Raw genomic sequence first — 17563 nt, forward strand, 5'->3', positions numbered from 1 at the left:
GGGAAAGTAACTAGGTGAAAACACCGGAGAGGGCTCAAAATCCCATTGCATCTGCGGATTTCTTATGTTTTTTGTCACCCACATTGATCAAAGTCAAATGATACTGCGACTTATAGTCGCTATAACCTAAGGGGAATCGCGTAGAAACCCTTATTGGGTTAATATGTCGCAGGGATTCACGCAGGTGTGAGGACTGGTCGGACGGGCCAAAGTGGGCACCCCACGTGCGTGAACAAGAAGAGGATTGCCGTTTCGGCGGCATTAAGAGGGACAGGGAGCGCAAGACGTGATGAAGCTCTTGAAGCATCACCTGGCGGCCGTTGCTGCGATTGTAGCAATTGGACTGACGGGTTTTATGGCAGGTGCGGCCAGTGCTGCACAGCCAACGCCGTGGCAGCTGGGTATGCAGCCTGCGGCGACAACAGTGATGGAAGACATTCGCTGGTTTAACGATTTTACCCTTATCATTATGGCCGGCGTGACAGTATTTGTAGCTATTCTGCTGCTCGTTGTGATGATCCGGTTCCGCAAGAAGGCGAACCCAACGCCATCTCGCACTTCACACAACACCATGATCGAGGTTGTCTGGACCGTTGTTCCAATCCTCATTCTGGTGATGATCTCAGTTCCGTCTTTCCGTTTGCTCTTCAAGCAGCTTGATATCCCTGAATACGAAATGACCATCAAGGCTACTGGCTACCAGTGGTACTGGGGTTATGAATATGCCGACGAAGGCATGGAAGACGTGTCTTTCGATGCGTTGATGATTCAGGACGACGAGCGCGCTGGCATCATGGCTGAAAAAGGCCTGACAGACGCAGAACTTCCTCGCCTCCTTGCAACGGACTACAACATCGTTGTTCCAGTCGACACCACCGTGCGTGTTCAGGTGACAGCAGCTGACGTGATTCACTCATTCGCTGTTCCTGCATTTGGCATCAAGATCGACGCCGTTCCATACCGCCTCAACGAAACCTGGTTCCGTGCTGATAACACCGGCATGTTCTACGGCCAGTGTTCTGAGCTTTGCGGTAAGGACCACGCGTTTATGCCAATCGCCGTTCAGGTCGTGACCAAAGAGCAGTACCAGGCTTGGGCCGAAGCTGCAAAGTCCGACATCGACGAAGCGAACACACTTCTCGCAAAATTGATTGCTGATGAGAAGAAGGTTGCTGCCACCGCAGCCACCGACGTGAAGGTTGCGTCCCGTTAATCGGGACCACTGATTTAGCCGAGTATGCGCGCGTCAAGGGCTGCTGCGCATGCGAGCAAGAACTTTACGAGGGAGCACAACTATGTCTGCGTCTGAAACGCATGCACATGACCATCCAACCGGATGGGTGCGGTGGGTCTACTCCACCAACCACAAGGATATCGGTATCCTTTACCTGATCTTCGCGATCATGGCTGGCATCATCGGCGGTCTTCTTTCCATCGTTATGCGTATGGAACTGCAAGAACCGGGAATGCAGTACTTCGCAGATCCGCACATGTTCAACGTGTTCACCACAGCGCACGCGCTGATCATGATCTTCTTCATGGTTATGCCAGCGTTGATCGGTGGTTTCGCGAACTATTTTGTTCCGATCATGATCGGCGCGCCTGATATGGCGTTCCCACGCATGAACAACATCTCCTTCTGGCTTCTGCCACCAGCATTCATCCTGCTGCTCATGTCCCTGTTCGTACCGGGGCCTCCAGGTGCAAACGGTGTTGGCGGTGGCTGGACCATCTATCCTCCGCTGTCCACCTCTGGTCAGCCTGGCCCGGCAATGGACTTTGCAATCCTGTCACTCCACGTTGCAGGCGCATCTTCCATTCTCGGCGCGATCAACTTCATCACCACCATCTTCAACATGCGTGCCCCAGGTATGACCATGCACAAGATGCCACTGTTCGTTTGGGCGGTGCTGGTGACTGTATTCTTGCTGCTGATCTCCCTGCCTGTTCTGGCTGGCGCGATCACCATGCTTCTGACAGACCGTAACTTCGGCACCACCTTCTTTGAAGCTGCTGGTGGCGGCGACCCAATCCTGTTCCAGCACTTGTTCTGGTTCTTCGGTCACCCTGAAGTGTACATTCTAATCCTGCCTGCATTCGGCATCATCTCCCACATCATCTCTACTTTCTCCCATAAGCCAGTGTTCGGTTACATCGGCATGGCATACGCGATGGTGGCGATTGGTGTTGTTGGCTTCGTCGTGTGGGCGCACCACATGTTCACCGTTGGTCTGTCTGCTGACACTCAGGCATACTTCCTGTTCGCGACCATGGTGATTGCGGTTCCTACCGGCATTAAGATCTTCTCTTGGATCGCGACCATGTGGGGTGGTTCCATTGAATTCCGCACACCAATGGTTTGGGCAATCGGCTTCGTATTCCTGTTCACCGTTGGTGGTGTAACCGGTGTTCAGCTGGCAAACGCAGGTCTCGACCGCGCTCTGCATGACACCTACTACGTTGTGGCTCACTTCCACTACGTTCTGTCTCTGGGTGCTGTATTCGCGATTTTCGCAGCCTGGTACTACTGGTTCCCAAAAATCTCCGGTTACATGTACTCCGAGTTCCTCGGTAACCTGCACTTCTGGGTGATGTTCATTGGTGTGAACCTGGTGTTCTTCCCGCAGCACTTCCTTGGTCTTGCTGGTATGCCTCGTCGTTACGCAGACTATCCGGATGCGTACGCTGGCTGGAACATGGTTTCCTCCTATGGGTCCTACATCTCCGGCATTGGCGTGCTCATCTTCCTGTGGTGTGTTGCTGATGCATTCCTCAAGAAGCGTGTAGCTGGCGACAACCCATGGGGTCAGGGCGCAACTACACTGGAATGGACACTGTCTTCACCTCCTCCATTCCACCAGTTCGAGATCCTTCCAAAGATCAAGTAACTGGCCTGAGATTACCGGGGGCGGCCAATGCCCCCGGTGCTAGCCGAAGCACAAGACCCGGAAGTGCTCCAATGTTCCGGGAATGAAGCCAAGAACGCTGAAAACAGCACAGGCTTCTCTATCGCGACAGAGGTACAGGCATGACAATGCTGGATCAGACTCAAGGACTTCAGGAAGACGTTACCGATCTGGGCGGTCGTGGCAGCGTTTCTGATTACATCGCGCTGCTCAAGCCGCGGGTAATGTCCCTTGTTGTGTTCACAGCAGCTGTTGGCCTTGTCATGGCGCCGGGCAACCAGCACCCATTCCTCAGCTTCATTTCTATTCTCTGCATCGCCATTGGTGGTGGTGCTTCTGGTGCGCTAAACATGTGGTGGGATGCAGACATTGATGCTGTTATGTCCCGCACCAAAAAGCGCCCGATCCCTGCAGGTAAAATCACGCGCGAAGAAGCCTTTGCATTCGGCATGGTGCTTTCTTTCGGTTCCGTCCTGACACTCGGTCTGGTCGCAAACTGGGTCGCAGCTGGCCTGCTGGCATTCACCATTTTCTTCTACGTTGTCATCTACACAATGTGGCTCAAGCGCAGCACACCGCAGAACATCGTGATCGGTGGTGCAGCTGGTGCGCTCCCTCCAATGGTGGGTTGGGCAGCCGTCACAGGCGACGTTACTCTGGTCAGCATCGCCCTATTCATGATCACTTTCACTTGGACACCTCCACACTTCTGGGCACTGGCGCTGGTTAAAAACGGCGACTATCAGGAAGCAGGTGTTCCAATGCTGCCGGTCGTTGCTGGTAAAACCGCAACACGTCATCAGATCGTTCTCTATTCCCTGCTGCTTCTGCCAGTTGGTATGTCTCCATACTTCCTGGGCTTCGCATCCGCCTTCTTCGGTGTTGGCTCTGCGATCCTTGGTCTGATGTTCCTTGGCTACGCAATCCGTGTCTGGAAAGTGCGCGAAGGTGATGCCGCCAAGAAAGCAGCAATGTCTCTCTTCAAGTTCTCACTGTTCTATCTCATGCTGATCTTCGCTGGGTTGCTCGCTGAGAACATGATTGGTCTGGTCTAACGCACAACAGGAAAGAGAAGAAAATGAGCAAGCAAAAAGCAGTTCTTTCTGAAGAGCAAATCAAGACCCGTCGTGGCCGTTCTGTGGCTCTTGCAGTCACTCTGGCTGTACTGGTTGCCATGTTTTACGTCGTCACCATCGTAAAGCTCGGTCCGGGCATCATTGATCGCCCGCTGTAAGAGACGCTGATGACTGATCAAAACTCAGAAACTGCAGAACAGGCAAAAGCGAAACGCAGCAACGCAACCGTTGCCGTGATTTGTGCTGGTGTGTTCTTCGGAATGGTTGGTCTGTCCTTCGCCGCTGTCCCGCTTTATCAGCTCTTCTGTCAGGTGACGGGCTATGGCGGAACCACACAGCGTGCGGAAGAGGCATCTGAAACAATTCTCGATCGTGAGATCATCGTGAGCTTTGACGCCAACGTCGCTCCGGGTCTGAATTGGGACTTTAAACCGAAACAGAAGAAGGTCCGCGTGAAGCTCGGTCAGATGACAGAGATCATGTACGAAGCCAAAAGCCTCGCGCAGCAGGTTTCAACCGGAACCTCCACCTTCAATGTGGCCCCTTTCGAAGTAGGGGGCTACTTCAACAAAATTGATTGCTTCTGCTTTACCGAGCAACCGCTCCAGTCAGGAGAGTCAATCGATATGCCGGTCGTGTTTTTCATCGATCCGGAACTGGACAAGGACGAAAGCCTGAAAAACATCAAGGAAATCACCTTGTCCTACACATTCTTTGAATTGCCGAAAGACGGCGAGGAAGAAACAGCTGCAGTGGCTTCTCCAAGCGACGCGGCCACTGACAAGCTTTAGGTCGCGAGACGGATCTGCTTTAGCAGAAGCGACCTTTTTGAAATGGGGAGAAAGATATGGCTGGTGCGAAGAACCACGATTATCACATTATCGAGCCAAGCCCATGGCCCTTCATCGGGTCTGTTGGTGCGTTGGTTATGGCAATTGGTGCCATTGCGTTTATGCGGATGGGCGAAGGCGGTATCAACTTTTCGTTAGACCTTTCCTACTGGAAAGGCTGGACTGACTTTCAGCCTATCGGTTTCACATTAAGCGGTTGGGCGCTGTTTGCCATTGGTTTGGCAATCGTTCTCTACACCATGTTTATGTGGTGGCGTGACACTGTGCGCGAGTCCCGCGAAGGTCATCACACCCGCGTTGTGTCTTTGCACCTGCGCTATGGCATGCTGCTGTTCATCCTGTCCGAAGTTATGTTCTTCGTAGCATGGTTCTGGGCATTCTTTGATGCGTCCCTGTTCGCAGGCGAAGCAGCGCAGTTTGGCCGTGTTGAGCATACTGGCGGTGTATGGCCTCCACAGGGCATCGAAACCTTCGATCCATGGCACCTGCCTCTGCTGAACACTCTGATCCTGCTGCTGTCCGGTACAACGGTTACCTGGGCGCACCACGCTCTGGTTCATGGTGATCGCGAAGGCCTCAAGTGGGGTCTGATTGCAACCGTAGTCCTCGGTGTAATTTTCACCATCTGTCAGGCCTACGAGTACTCTCATGCAGCCTTCGGTTTCTCTGAGAACATCTACGGCGCAACCTTCTTCATGGCGACCGGTTTCCATGGCTTCCACGTGATCGTGGGCACCATCTTCCTCGCTGTGTGTATGTTCCGTGCTCTGGCTGGCCACTTCACCACCACCAAGCACTTCGGCTTCGAAGCTGCTGCCTGGTACTGGCACTTCGTGGATGTGGTCTGGCTGTTCCTGTTCGCAGCAGTTTACATCTGGGGCGGCTAATCAGCCGGCATTAGCCAGGAGTAGGTCTGGATCTCAGGCCAAAAAAATCGAAAAAGATAAGGGCGGCGCAAGCCGCCTTTTCTATATGTATATGACCTAGGTGTCTGCTGTGCGTTCTCACGGGCACCCTTGGATCCGAGGCTCCACATGAGTGAGAGGAAAAAGACAAAGGCCTTTCAAGGCCTTCCCGCCAATCCATTGTCCGCCGGTCTACGCGGTAAATGTCCACGATGCGGGGAGGGGCCATTGTTTCAGGGCCTGCTGAAACTACGGGCGTCTTGTTCCAGATGCGGTCTGACCTATGACTTTGCAGATTCTGGAGACGGACCAGCAGTCTTTGCCATTCTCATTCTGGGGTTTATTCTTGTTGGTGGTGTGCTGTTTGTCGAGTTTGCGTATCAACCACCATTATGGCTGCATATGATCATATGGGCACCCGTCACTGTGGTGTTGAGCATAACGCTTCTGCGCGTTCTCAAGGGCCTGTTGATCGCGTTGCAGTACAAGAACAATGCAGCGGAAGGAAAACTTGATGATCGCTGAGAGGGAGGTTGGCGATGTATCACCTGATGCAAAGCCTGCGCGCAAAAACGATGTCGAATGGCATGAGGAGCCTGAGCCGGTTCCAGAAAATCCATCACAACACACAAAAAATAATAAAGATAACGCCGTGACTGATGATCAATTAGAACATGACGATGAAGAGGCTGGAAATGCTGACGCGAGCAAGTCCAGACTCATACCGTTTCTGAAGCGCTACTGGATCCTGCACCTGTGCGCTGCAATCGGCCTTGCCATTCTGGCAAATCTGAGCTTGTGGCAGTTTGACCGGCTGGACCAAAAAGTTGCGCTGATCGAACGTGCTGAGGTGCGGGCAAAAGAAGCACCTGTCGCCGCACCCGGACCAGCCACTTGGGCAGAGCTGTCCAGCGACGAGATCGACTACATGCCAGTCGAAGTCTCAGGACAATTCATCATTGGTGAGCTGTTCTACTTCGATACATTGAGCAAGCCGAAGGGCCCGCTGGGAGGACAGGGGTATTTCGTCTACGCACCGTTCATCACCAATGATGGATGGACTGTGTTGGTCAATCGCGGTTTCGTCCCGATTGATCGCAAGGACTTCAGCACACGTCTGGGCTCTGCTCCACCGCGCGGTCAGATGACCATTACAGGTCTCGCACGCCGCGCTGAAGTGGCAAGCATGTTCTCAGCTGAGCCAAACCTGAGCACCAATGAATGGTATGTTCGCGAGCCAAAGGCCATGGCAGAAGCCATGGGCATGCTGGCTGATCAGACTGCGCCATACACCATTGACCTGCAGGAGACTGTCAGCGTCGCCGGTGACCTGCCACAGGCGGGTGAAACGCGCATGACGTTCTCCAACAACCACCTGCAATACGCGTTCACATGGGCGGGGCTGGCTCTCACCTTGGTGGGCGTCTATTTCGCATTCTTGATCAAGGCTTGGTTCAATCAAGACAAGCCAGTCGTCAAAGACGATGATGAGGACGAAGACGACGACTACGACGCGGAAGAAGAAAAGCGAAAAGCGGATCGTTACAAGATGATCTCGGATGCTGCTCGTCGACCTCGCAGGTAGCTTTAAGTTCTTTGGGAAGACTAACAAAAAAGGGGAGCTTGGCTCCCCTTAAACGTTTTTGGGCTGAGCCCCTTAAAGCTGAGAGAGAATATTCTCTGCAGAAGAAATCGTAGCTTCGCCTGGAGCTTCTTCTATGTTGAGGGAAGACAGCACGCCGTCCTTCACAATCATGGAATAGCGCTTGGAGCGGATGCCCATGCCAAACGCGGATGCATCCAGCTCAAGGCCGATTGCTTTGGTAAAGTCTGCACTGCCATCCGCAAGGAACAGGATCTTGTCATCCGCACGAGTGTCACGTGCCCATGCGCTCATCACAAAAGCATCGTTCACGGAAACCACAGCGATGGTCTCAACACCCTTGGCCTTAATGGCTTCTGCATTGTCGATGAAGCCTGGCAGGTGGTTCAGGTGACAGGTTGGTGTAAATGCACCCGGAACCGCAAACAGCACCACAGTTTTACCGCCAAACAGCTCTTCACTGGTGACATCAACTGGACCATCTGCACTCATGGTTTTGAATGTGACAGTTGGCAGCTTATCGCCCACTTGAATGACCATGGAAAACTCCCCAATTTGCTTGTTTGAGGCGTACCTTTGAAAGTGCTTGGGCTTTCAGATCAGATACGCTCAGGACTCTGGATGACAACATAGCAGACCTTTCAACTTAAGGTCTGCATCTGAAAAGAAACGGGCTCTAGTTGTAGCCGCGAGCTCTTCGTTTCGCAAATACAACTAAAGCCCTTAGAAAAGCTTAGTTTGAAGCTGTGGTTTGAGGAACAGAGACATTCTGCGTTTCCTCAAAGGCTCCGTCTTTGGTCACCAGCGTCAGGCGCAGCTCAAGCTCACTCACATCTTCTGGCAGGCCAATGTAAGGCAGTGTCCAGTGAGCCTTGCCCTTCTTCACAGAAGTCAGCTTTGGCACGCCATGGTAAGAGCCGGCAGGGCCCTCAACAAAAAGCTCTGGGGCTTTTTCTTTGGCAGGCACTTTCGCGCTGATTTCAAGCTGGCGTTCTTTGCCTTCACCAACAACCTTGATCTCAGGAAACTGGCTTGGCAGATCACCTTGTGCGATTGGCACTTGTGCAAACGCATCGTTGACCAGCTTGTCAGCAACTTCATCTTTCATGGTTGCCGCTGGAAAAACGAGAGAAACCTCAGCTTGCCCAGGAATGCAGATATCCTTACAGATGCCAAAGGTCAGGTTCGCATTCAAAATGGCTGGACGTGCATCGTCCATCCGTTTGAGCAGCACAGGTAGCACCACTTTCTCTGAATAGATCAGAGATGTGGAAAATCCGTCAGAGTAAGCCTTGGGCGCCGGGAACATCAGCTCCGCGCTAGCTATATTGACTGAATTAACAAAGCTGGCTTCTGTCGGGATACCGGCTTCGCCCGGGTATCTCCAGTAGGTATGCCAGCCATCTTCAAGGCGAAATTCAATCCCGCCGCGATAGAGGCCATCAGGTGTTGGCTCGCTCGCACGAATAAGACGGACAGCACCACCTTGAACAATTACCCATTCAGACACACTTGATGACAAGGCGCTTGAAACAGAGGCGGATAGCACCGCAGCAGCGATGAGGGTCGATTTGAAGAATCTAGAAATCATAGAGTCTATTTAAACGGTCCCTTTTCGAATTCCCATTAAGATTGCCTCTCAGACAATCAATGATCCGTGAACAATCCCATGTTTTTCTCACTGATCATTGATCACCGGAAAAATCCGTGAGTACCTATAATATAATTGCCTCTACACTCAAGTAAGAGGCAATCCGTTCGAAGCATGAGGAGAGCGCCCCCAACATGTCTGGTGAAAAACCGGGTTACATTGACGGACAATATCTCATTGCCATGCCCACAATGGAGGATGGCCGTTTTGCCCATTCCGTCATCTACGTGTGCGCTCACTCTGAAGAGGGTGCGATGGGGATTGTGCTCAACCAGCCGGCCCCTAACATCACATTTGGGCAACTTTTAGGTCAGTTGAACATCATTGATGAGGACGACGATGACCAGCTGGCAATCGACATTGCTGACCGCAAAGTGTACCGCGGTGGACCGGTTGATGCTGGTCGTGGTTTTGTTCTTCATTCCGATGATTACTTTCTGGAAGAAACCAGCCTCAAGATTGAAGAAGGGGTTGTCCTGACAGCCACCGTAGAGGTGTTGCGCGCCATCGCAGCAGGCAAAGGCCCCAAGAAGTCCCTTCTGGCACTGGGTTATGCAGGCTGGGCACCCGGTCAGCTTGAGGCAGAGTTGCAAGCCAATGGTTGGCTCACGTGCCAAACAGATCCTTCGCTGATCTTTGAAGGTGAAGGCGATCAGAAGTGGCACAATGCTCTTGAAATTCTTGGTATCGATCCGGGAATGCTGTCTAGCGACATTGGTCACGCATGATCTTACGTGCCTAAACGAGATTTCGCCGTGCAACTTCTTAAAATTTCTGCTATTTCCCTGTGCGCACTTGAAACACAAATGCGACTGATTTGGGAATCTGTGTTTGGGTTCCAGCTGAAAACCTGAAATATACCAATAGGGTACGGCACGAAACTACTCTGATTCAGGTTAAGCGAGAAGGGATGTAACGGTGAGATATGTAAGTACGCGCGGCGATGCACCAGAACTCGATTTTTCTGAGGTGCTGCTCACGGGATTGGCACGCGACGGCGGTTTGTATCTACCAAAAGAGTTCCCTCAATTATCTACTGAGGAAATTTCAGGATTTGCTGGAAAGCCTTACAGCGAGGTTGCGCTCAAGGTGATCGCGCCATTCGTTGGCGACTCCATTCCGCATGATGATCTGAAGCAGATGATTGACGAAGCCTACGCAAGCTTTGCGCATAAGGCTGTCACACCTCTCGTCCAGACAGCTCCAAACACATACGTCCTTGAACTCTTCCACGGCCCGACACTCGCATTCAAAGACGTTGCAATGCAGCTGCTTGGTCGCCTGATGGATTATGTTCTTGCGCAGAAGGGCTCTCGTGCAACCATCGTTGGCGCAACTTCTGGTGATACTGGCGGTGCAGCGATTGAAGCATTCCGCGGCCGCGAGCGCACCGACGTCTTCATTCTTTTCCCGGAAGGCCGTGTCTCTCCTGTTCAGCAGCGTCAGATGACCACTGCGAAGGAAGACAACATCCATGCACTGGCAATCAAAGGCAACTTTGATGACTGTCAGGGCATCCTGAAGGATCTGTTCAACAACTTCTCTTTCCGCGAGCGTGTTGGCCTGTCTGGCGTAAACTCCATCAACTGGGCGCGTATCGTTGCGCAGGTGGTCTATTACTTCACCTCCGCAGTATCTCTGGGCGCACCGCACCGCAAAGTGTCTTTCACCGTTCCAACCGGCAACTTTGGTGATGTGTTCGCTGGCTACGTGGCACAGCAGATGGGTCTGCCAATTGAAAAGCTGGTGATTGCGACCAACACCAACGACATTCTGGCTCGTACCCTGGAAACAGGTCGTTATGAGACACGCGGCGTGGTGGCAACCACTGCACCTTCCATGGACATTCAGGTGTCTTCCAACTTCGAGCGCCTGCTGTTTGCGGCGAACGACAAGGACAGCGCCACTGTGAAGAGCCAGATGGACAGCCTCAAGCAGTCCGGTGGCTTCACTCTCTCCGAAAAAGCTCTAGGTTTTATCAAAGAGAAGTTCTCTGCTGGTCGCGCAAGTGAAGAAGACACTGCACAGACCATCACTGATACGCTCAAAGAAAGCGGCTACTTGCTTGACCCGCACACAGCGGTCGCAATCCATGTAGCCAAAGAGCACAATGACGGCGTAACTCCGATGATCGTGCTGTCAACAGCGCATCCGGCCAAGTTCCCGGCGGCAGTAGAAAGTGCATCAGGTATCCATCCTGACCTGCCAGCCCACCTGTCTGATCTGATGGAACGCGAAGAGAAGTTCTCTGTTCTTCCGGCAGATGCTCTGGAAGTTGCGAAATTCGTTGAAGGCAGTGCACGTGCCGTGAAAGCAGGCGTTTAATGGCGGTCAAACTAACAAAACTAGAAAATGGCCTGACTGTAGTTACTGATCAAATGGAGTACCTCAAGACAACGGCTCTTGGGGTATGGGTGAAAGCTGGCTCCCGCTCAGAAGGCGAGCAGGAGAACGGCATCACACACCTGCTTGAACACATGGCATTCAAAGGCACCACCAAGCGGAATGCCCGCGAGATTGCCGAGGAAATCGAAGCCGTTGGCGGCGAGATGAATGCCTCCACAAGTGTTGAGCATACAAATTACTACGTGCGCACACTGGCCGATGATGTGCCGCTGGGACTGGATATTCTCTCCGATATCCTGCAGGATTCCATCATCGATGCTGATGAGCTCGCACGCGAAAAACACGTTATTCTTCAGGAGATTGGCGCAGCACAGGACACGCCTGATGATCAGGTCTTTGATGTTCTGTTGGAAACAGCATGGCCAAACCAGCCGCTCGGTCGCCCGATCCTGGGAACTCCGGAAACCGTAAACGGCTTCTCTGCTGACGCAATCCGCCAGTACGTTGAGCGCAAATACACCGCGTCCGACATGGTACTCGCCGCAGCAGGTGCTGTAGAACATGAAGCGCTAGTAGATCTGGCAAGAGCCAACTTCTCCAAGCTTTCCAACTCTGCACCGGATGAAGACAATCTGGCTCAGTATGTGGGCGGGGAAGGCGCGATTGAGCGCGACCTGCAGGAACTTCAGATCATCCTCGGTTTCGAAGGCCTGCCTTACGAGCACGAAGACTATTACGCCGTTCAGGTGCTGGCTTCCATCCTTGGTGGTGGCATGTCCTCACGCCTCTTCCAGGAAGTGCGCGAAAAGCGCGGCCTTTGCTACTCTGTCTATGCCTTCCATTGGGCCTTCGCAGATACCGGTTTCTTCGGTGTGCATGCAGCAACCGGTCCGGAAGATGCGGCTGAACTGACAGAAGTGCTCGTGGATCAGCTGAAAGAGATTGCAAAAGGTGTTTCTGAGAAGGAAGTGTCTCGTGCAAAGGCGCAGCTGCGTTCCGGCTTGCTGATGGCTCTGGAAAGTCCGGCAGCGCGTGCTGGGCAGCTGGCGCGTCAGGTGATGATCTACGGTCATCCTGTTGCGATCGAAGAGCTGGAGAAGCGTCTCAATGCTGTTTCTGCAGACCGATTGCAGGTGCTGGCTGCAAAACTTTTTGCCACCGACAATCCCACATTTGTGAAGGTTGGACCGAAGGCACCTATGCTAAATTATGCTGAACTAAAAGAGCGTTTGGCTGGCATCAAGGCATAAGCCTGTTGCATTTCAGGCTACGCTTTCTGCATAATGGAGTTCTAATTTAGAGGGGAGAGAAGCTGTGTCATTTTTTAAAACAAGCACATCTCCCCAGTCCCTTGCGACTCTGACCACTCAGCGCCTCTATCTGCGCGCACCTTCCATGGCGGACTTCGCCCAATGGGCTGATCTTCGCGCACGCAGCAGAGATTTTCTGCAGCCATGGGAGCCAACTTGGCCAGCCGATGATCTGACCAAGGCATCCTTTCGCAAACGCATCCGCCGCTACAATCGCAACATCCGCGAGGGTTCTCACTATCCGTTCTTCCTGTTCAATCGGGATACGGATGAGCTGCTGGGTGGCCTGAATCTCTCCAATGTCCGCCGCGGTGTCGCACAGGCAACCTCATTGGGCTACTGGATGGGCGCTCAGTTTGCGGGCAATGGGTACATGAAAGAGGCGGTCACACGGGTCTGCTGCTTCTGCTTCAATGATCTGCACTTGCACCGGATCGAAGCCGCCTGCTTACCCTCCAATGAAGTCTCCAGAGCACTTTTGACAAAGGTCGGATTCTCTGAATTAGGTTACGCACCTTCCTATTTGTTCATCAACGGAATGTGGCAAGACCATATTTTGTTTGGCAAAATCCGGGATTCTGCGCCTTTACCAGTCAAAGTGCTGCCACAATCAGAGGCAGATGGGGATAAATTGCCTGTAACACATGCTTGAACCATGAAACTGGCGCCTTGACGATGTAATGATCTTGGCAAGGAATTCAGTTAATTTTTCGTTATCGTGGAGAAGCCGGTGTCAGGGACTTATTGTCAGCGCATGCAGAACGTTATTCAGGCTGTTCTGTTAAGCGCTCTCCTGCTCATTGTGGTTGCATCACAAGCTCTAGCTTTGGAGGCGATTGTCGTCCCGAAGGACGTTGATGCACTCGATCTGACCGGCTCTGTCGATATCTATCCAAACACCAGCAAAAGCATTCAGGTCTCCACCGCTCCCGATTCTGATGGCATCGTCCGCCGCATTGAGGTGCGCTCCGTTGATGATACCGCCAGCTCCTGGGCCGTGTTCGCACTCTCTAATCCGGGTGAAGAGCAGATCGACCGCTTGCTCGTTGCGCCTTATTATAAGATGACCGGTGGTGGTGTGCTTGTGCCGGACCTTGGTCAGCGCCGCATCGTATCTCTGACACCAAGTCAGGGCATCCCGCCAATCCGCGAGCGCAGCACAGAAGCGGACATCTACCGCATCACGCTGGATCCAGGCGCAAACGTAACCTTCATTGCAGAAGTGAACACCCCAAGCCTGCCGGAAATCCGCCTTTGGAAGCCTGAGGCCTACAAGGACAACATCAACGCCTACACGCTTTACCGCGGTATTGTGCTTGGTATCGCAGGACTGCTGGCACTGTTCCTCACCATCCTGTTCGTGGTGAAAGGAACCGTTCTCTTCCCGGCAACTGCAGCGCTTGCATGGGCTGTTCTGGTCTACTTGTGTATCGACTTCGGCTTCTGGAACTTAGTCTTCGGGCGAACGCTGGGGGATGACCAGCTTTATCGAGCGGTCGCGGAGATCAGTCTGACAGCCGCCCTTGTGGTCTTCCTATACGCCTATCTCGGCCTTAACCGCTGGCACATTCATTACACGCACCTTGCCATTGGCCTGTTCATCACAGTGATCAGCCTGTTCGGTCTGGCCCTTTGGGACCCAACCATCGCAGCGGGTATCTCTCGTATCCTGATGGGCGGTGTGGCGATTGCTGGCTTTGGCGTCATTCTGATGCTCACCGTCCGTGGGTTTGAGCGCGCGATTATGCTGCTGCCAACATGGTTCCTGTTCCTTGCATGGCTGTTTGCAGCATGGATGGCAACAACCGGTATGCTGCAGAGCGATCTGGTGCAGCCAGCTCTGGCCGGTGGCCTTGTTCTCTTCGTTCTGTTGCTCGGCTTCACAGTTATGCAGCACGCCTTTGCAGGCTCCGGGCTCTCCCACTCCGTGGTGAGCGATGTTGAGCGGCGCGCACTGGCTCTGACAGGCTCTGGCGACATCATCTGGGACTGGGATGTTGATCGCGACAAGATCCACACCAGCGGCGGCCTTGAAGAAGCGCTTGGCATCAAACCAGGCCTTCTGGATGGACCTGCACGCCTCTGGCTCGAAATCCTGCACCCACAGGACCGTGATCTGTTCCGTGGCACTCTGGATGCTGTGATCGATCACCGCCGCGGTCGCGTCAATCAAGCGTTCCGCCTCCGTGGAGAAGATGGCCATTACCGCTGGTTCAAGATGCGTGCTCGTCCGGTTCTTGGGTCTGATGGAGAAGTCATCCGCTGCGTTGGTACGCTGCTCGACATCACCTCGCAAAAGACCGCGGAAGAACGTCTCATGCACGATGCTGTGCACGACAATCTGACCGGCCTACCAAACCGCGAGTTGTTCATGGACCGCCTCGTTGCTGCACTAGCTCGCTCCAGAGCAGAAGGCAGCGGCAACCCAACTGTGATCCTGATCGATCTCGACCGCTTCAAGCAGGTCAATGACAGCATCGGCCAGACCGCTGGTGACTCCATGCTACTCACCGCAGCGCGTCGCTTATCCCGTCTGATCAAGCCACAAGACTCCCTATCTCGCATCTCCGCAGATACTTTTGCAGTGCTGATGATCTCTGAGCAGGACGCAACCCGTATCGCTTCCTTTGCAGATGAGCTGCGCAAGTCTCTGCGCACGCCTGTCACCTTTGGCGATCAGGAAGTGTTCCTGACTGCCTCCATAGGTGCTTCCATCTTTGACGGGGGCCCTGAAAAGGCAACGGACCTGATGCGCGATGCTGAGATCGCGCTCAACCACGCCAAGCGCCTTGGTGGTGATCGCATTGAGATCTTCCGCCCGACACTGAAGCCGGTGGCAAGCAACACGCTGGCGCTGGACAACGATCTGCGCTCCGCTCTTGAGAAAGACGAGATCAAGGTTGTCTTCCAGCCAATCGTGCGTCTGTCTGATAAGACCACAGCAGGCTTCGAAGCTCTGGCGCGCTGGGAACACCCAAGCCGCGGCCTGATCCCACCATCCGAGTTCATTCCAGTTGCTGAGCAAAGCGGCCTGATCAACGAGCTCGGCCTGCGCGTGATGGAAAAAGGCGCGCGTCAGTTGGCACAATGGCAACGTGAGTTCAAGCACGCTCTGCCGCTATTTGTCTCCGTAAACATCTCAAGCCGCCAGCTGCTGAAGCCTGATCTGATCAACGATGTGAAAGCCGTTCTGGCCCGCACCGCGCTCACCCCAGGCTCCCTGAAGCTGGAACTGACCGAGTCTCTGGTCATGCAGAACCCGGAATTTTCAGTGCAGGTTCTGGAGCGCCTGAAAGGTCTGGGTGCTGGTCTGTCTCTGGATGATTTTGGCACCGGCTACTCATCCCTGAGCTACTTGCAGCGTTTCCAGTTCGACACCATCAAGATCGACCAGTCCTTCGTCCGCCCAAACGGCCAGAGCGCACGCCCTGTCATCCTGCGCACCATCGTTGCGCTGGGGCATGACCTTGGTATGGAGGTGGTTGCTGAAGGCGCTGAAACTGAATCTGACGCGCTGGAACTCTTCCAGCTGGGCTGCGAGTACGTGCAGGGCTTCCACTTCGGTCAGCCAATGCGCGCTGCTGAAGCTGGCCGCATGCTCAAAGAGCAGTTCGCTCAGCAGGACCGCAGCAATCAAAGCTAACATGGGCAGTCAAACCCAAGAGGCTCCGAGTGGTTACAAGGAAATTTTGTGATCACTCGGCAACAGCAGCATTGCTGGTGAAATTTTGATCATTCACCTCTGTGTATTCTCTGAATAACTCTGGCGGTGACACACTCGAGGCAATTTTTTAACGGCATCTGGTCCGGCTCTTCTTTTCCCTATCTGAGTTTAATAGCTGCATGTTTTGTTTTGGTAATGCGTGTCGAAAAGTTCACGCCGCTCTGGGCCTGATCCTGATTTCATATGGTAGCCTCACGCCAGCAAGTGCCACACCAGCTCTGTTGTTGAATCTGGATACGCAGAGTGTGTTGTATGCGGAAGACGCTGGCGATCCGTGGTATCCGGCCTCAACAACCAAGCTGATGACAGCGCTTGTCACCTTCGAAGCTCTTGCCAACAGAGAAATTGACCTCGAAACGTCTGTGGTGATGTCTCCTTGGGCAATGAGGCAGGCCTCTTTGAAGTCAGGCCTGAAGGTTGGAAGTGTCATGACTCTGCAAGATGCCATTTACGCGGTTCTTGTCGGGTCAGCCAATGATGTTGCCGTTGCACTTGCAGAGAGCGTTGCCGGCAGTGAAGAGGCCTTTGTGCAGCGGATGAACGCCACAGCACGGCGCCTTGGCATGACAGCCAGCTACTTTGCCAACGCCAATGGATTGTTCGATGCCACCCAGCAAACATCTGCGCGTGATCTGGCTATACTGGGGCGAGAAATCTACCTCGATTACCCGCAATATCACGACGTGTTCGCCACATCAAAAGTGACCATAGATGGCAAGGCAATCACATCCTTCAATGAACTGCTGACACGTCTGCCGGGAACTGTTGGTATGAAGACAGGCTTTGTCTGTTCCTCGGGCCGCAACATCGTTGCACTGGCAGATCGGGGAGGGCAGCGCTATATGGCCATTGTCCTTGGAGCAACGACCGGACGGGAACGTAGCGAACGGGCTGCCAAGCTGCTGACAGAAGCAATGACTGGAGAGTTGGGGCCAAACGGTCAACAGCTCGAGGATATTGCGAACGACCTGCAGCAACAGCCTGAAGACATGCGCAAACGGATTTGCACCAGCCAAAGCAAAGCCTACGAAGCGCAACAGAACAAGCGCTACCCAATGGGGATCGGCAGGAATAAGAGCTACCTGAAATCCCGCACAGAGCACAAAAGCTACAGCATCCGTACATGGAAGGTTGCGATCGGTTTCGGCAGCCCGCTGCCAACGCCTAAACCACAGTAACTCACCCAGCTAC

General features: G+C 53.5%; 16 protein-coding genes. 14 read left to right on the plus strand and 2 right to left on the minus strand.

The genetic code is table 11. The annotated features are described in order from the left end of the window. The first annotated feature begins 289 nt into the window (after positions 1 to 289). The 8 genes from coxB to PSE_RS07550 all read left to right on the plus strand — a co-directional run bounded on the left by coxB (position 290) and on the right by PSE_RS07550 (position 7323). Positions 290 to 1213 carry a cytochrome c oxidase subunit II gene (gene coxB / locus PSE_RS07520; protein ID WP_008549512.1) on the plus strand — a complete coding sequence of 308 codons (924 nt, stop codon included), beginning with the start codon at positions 290 to 292 and terminating at the stop codon, positions 1211 to 1213. Between the two features lie 82 nt (positions 1214 to 1295). Next, positions 1296 to 2888, plus strand: a complete 1593-nt coding sequence (gene ctaD / locus PSE_RS07525; RefSeq protein ID WP_008549500.1) for a cytochrome c oxidase subunit I — start codon at positions 1296 to 1298, stop codon at positions 2886 to 2888. A gap of 140 nt (positions 2889 to 3028) precedes the next feature. Further along, on the plus strand, positions 3029 to 3961 hold the full coding sequence (locus PSE_RS07530) for a heme o synthase (protein WP_041768126.1): 933 nt from the start codon (positions 3029 to 3031) through the stop codon (positions 3959 to 3961). Between the two features lie 23 nt (positions 3962 to 3984). After that, positions 3985 to 4140 carry a hypothetical protein gene (locus PSE_RS27370; RefSeq protein ID WP_008549643.1) on the plus strand — a complete coding sequence of 52 codons (156 nt, stop codon included), beginning with the start codon at positions 3985 to 3987 and terminating at the stop codon, positions 4138 to 4140. A 9-nt stretch (positions 4141 to 4149) separates the two neighbouring features. After that, positions 4150 to 4773: a cytochrome c oxidase assembly protein gene (locus PSE_RS07535; RefSeq protein WP_014284312.1), complete on the plus strand. Its 624-nt coding sequence runs from the start codon at positions 4150 to 4152 to the stop codon at positions 4771 to 4773. 56 nt (positions 4774 to 4829) lie between these two features. Next, positions 4830 to 5720, plus strand: coding sequence for a cytochrome c oxidase subunit 3 (locus PSE_RS07540; protein WP_014284313.1), 891 nt, complete (start codon positions 4830 to 4832; stop codon positions 5718 to 5720). A gap of 147 nt (positions 5721 to 5867) precedes the next feature. Continuing rightward, complete coding sequence (locus tag PSE_RS07545) at positions 5868 to 6263, plus strand: DUF983 domain-containing protein (RefSeq protein ID WP_208990142.1); 396 nt, start codon at positions 5868 to 5870, stop codon at positions 6261 to 6263. Beyond that, positions 6253 to 7323 carry an SURF1 family protein gene (locus PSE_RS07550; protein ID WP_014284315.1) on the plus strand — a complete coding sequence of 357 codons (1071 nt, stop codon included), beginning with the start codon at positions 6253 to 6255 and terminating at the stop codon, positions 7321 to 7323. Before PSE_RS07545 ends, PSE_RS07550 begins: the two co-directional genes overlap by 11 nt. Before the next feature lie 72 nt (positions 7324 to 7395). Here PSE_RS07550 and PSE_RS07555 read toward each other — a convergent pair whose 3' ends face one another. Continuing rightward, positions 7396 to 7881 (minus strand): peroxiredoxin, encoded by a 486-nt coding sequence (locus PSE_RS07555; RefSeq protein ID WP_014284316.1) that lies wholly within the window; start codon positions 7879 to 7881, stop codon positions 7396 to 7398. A 193-nt stretch (positions 7882 to 8074) separates the two neighbouring features. Further along, entirely contained in the window at positions 8075 to 8932 is an 858-nt protein-coding gene (locus PSE_RS07560; RefSeq protein ID WP_041768128.1) for a protein-disulfide reductase DsbD domain-containing protein, read from the minus strand. A 194-nt stretch (positions 8933 to 9126) separates the two neighbouring features. Between PSE_RS07560 and PSE_RS07565 the strand changes: the two genes are divergently transcribed. The 6 genes from PSE_RS07565 to PSE_RS07590 all read left to right on the plus strand — a co-directional run bounded on the left by PSE_RS07565 (position 9127) and on the right by PSE_RS07590 (position 17550). After that, on the plus strand, positions 9127 to 9720 hold the full coding sequence (locus PSE_RS07565; RefSeq protein WP_014284318.1) for a YqgE/AlgH family protein: 594 nt from the start codon (positions 9127 to 9129) through the stop codon (positions 9718 to 9720). 190 nt (positions 9721 to 9910) lie between these two features. Next, positions 9911 to 11317, plus strand: coding sequence for a threonine synthase (gene thrC, locus PSE_RS07570; RefSeq protein ID WP_014284319.1), 1407 nt, complete (start codon positions 9911 to 9913; stop codon positions 11315 to 11317). After that, positions 11317 to 12588, plus strand: coding sequence for a pitrilysin family protein (locus tag PSE_RS07575; RefSeq protein ID WP_014284320.1), 1272 nt, complete (start codon positions 11317 to 11319; stop codon positions 12586 to 12588). The genes thrC and PSE_RS07575 overlap by 1 nt, the downstream gene beginning before the upstream one ends. A 64-nt stretch (positions 12589 to 12652) precedes the next feature. Beyond that, positions 12653 to 13300 (plus strand): GNAT family N-acetyltransferase, encoded by a 648-nt coding sequence (locus tag PSE_RS07580; protein WP_014284321.1) that lies wholly within the window; start codon positions 12653 to 12655, stop codon positions 13298 to 13300. Positions 13301 to 13402: 102 nt separating this feature from the next. Then, positions 13403 to 16291: an EAL domain-containing protein gene (locus PSE_RS07585; protein ID WP_008550026.1), complete on the plus strand. Its 2889-nt coding sequence runs from the start codon at positions 13403 to 13405 to the stop codon at positions 16289 to 16291. A gap of 200 nt (positions 16292 to 16491) precedes the next feature. Continuing rightward, a complete protein-coding gene (locus tag PSE_RS07590) occupies positions 16492 to 17550 on the plus strand; it encodes a D-alanyl-D-alanine carboxypeptidase family protein (protein ID WP_014284323.1) in 1059 nt (352 codons plus the stop codon). Positions 17551 to 17563: the final 13 nt, after the last annotated feature.

Origin of the sequence: Pseudovibrio sp. FO-BEG1, assembly GCF_000236645.1 — a bacterium.
Classification (GTDB): Bacteria; Pseudomonadota; Alphaproteobacteria; order Rhizobiales; family Stappiaceae; genus Pseudovibrio.

Coding starts and splice junctions, on each gene's coding strand:
- coxB (WP_008549512.1), top strand. CDS start 290: ATGAAGCTCTTGAAGCATCACCTGGCGGCCGTTGCTGCGATTGTAGCA.
- ctaD (WP_008549500.1), top strand. CDS start 1,296: ATGTCTGCGTCTGAAACGCATGCACATGACCATCCAACCGGATGGGTG.
- PSE_RS07530 (WP_041768126.1), top strand. CDS start 3,029: ATGACAATGCTGGATCAGACTCAAGGACTTCAGGAAGACGTTACCGAT.
- PSE_RS27370 (WP_008549643.1), top strand. CDS start 3,985: ATGAGCAAGCAAAAAGCAGTTCTTTCTGAAGAGCAAATCAAGACCCGT.
- PSE_RS07535 (WP_014284312.1), top strand. CDS start 4,150: ATGACTGATCAAAACTCAGAAACTGCAGAACAGGCAAAAGCGAAACGC.
- PSE_RS07540 (WP_014284313.1), top strand. CDS start 4,830: ATGGCTGGTGCGAAGAACCACGATTATCACATTATCGAGCCAAGCCCA.
- PSE_RS07545 (WP_208990142.1), top strand. CDS start 5,868: ATGAGTGAGAGGAAAAAGACAAAGGCCTTTCAAGGCCTTCCCGCCAAT.
- PSE_RS07550 (WP_014284315.1), top strand. CDS start 6,253: ATGATCGCTGAGAGGGAGGTTGGCGATGTATCACCTGATGCAAAGCCT.
- PSE_RS07555 (WP_014284316.1), bottom strand. CDS start 7,881: ATGGTCATTCAAGTGGGCGATAAGCTGCCAACTGTCACATTCAAAACC.
- PSE_RS07560 (WP_041768128.1), bottom strand. CDS start 8,932: ATGATTTCTAGATTCTTCAAATCGACCCTCATCGCTGCTGCGGTGCTA.
- PSE_RS07565 (WP_014284318.1), top strand. CDS start 9,127: ATGTCTGGTGAAAAACCGGGTTACATTGACGGACAATATCTCATTGCC.
- PSE_RS07575 (WP_014284320.1), top strand. CDS start 11,317: ATGGCGGTCAAACTAACAAAACTAGAAAATGGCCTGACTGTAGTTACT.
- PSE_RS07585 (WP_008550026.1), top strand. CDS start 13,403: ATGCAGAACGTTATTCAGGCTGTTCTGTTAAGCGCTCTCCTGCTCATT.
- PSE_RS07590 (WP_014284323.1), top strand. CDS start 16,492: ATGTTTTGTTTTGGTAATGCGTGTCGAAAAGTTCACGCCGCTCTGGGC.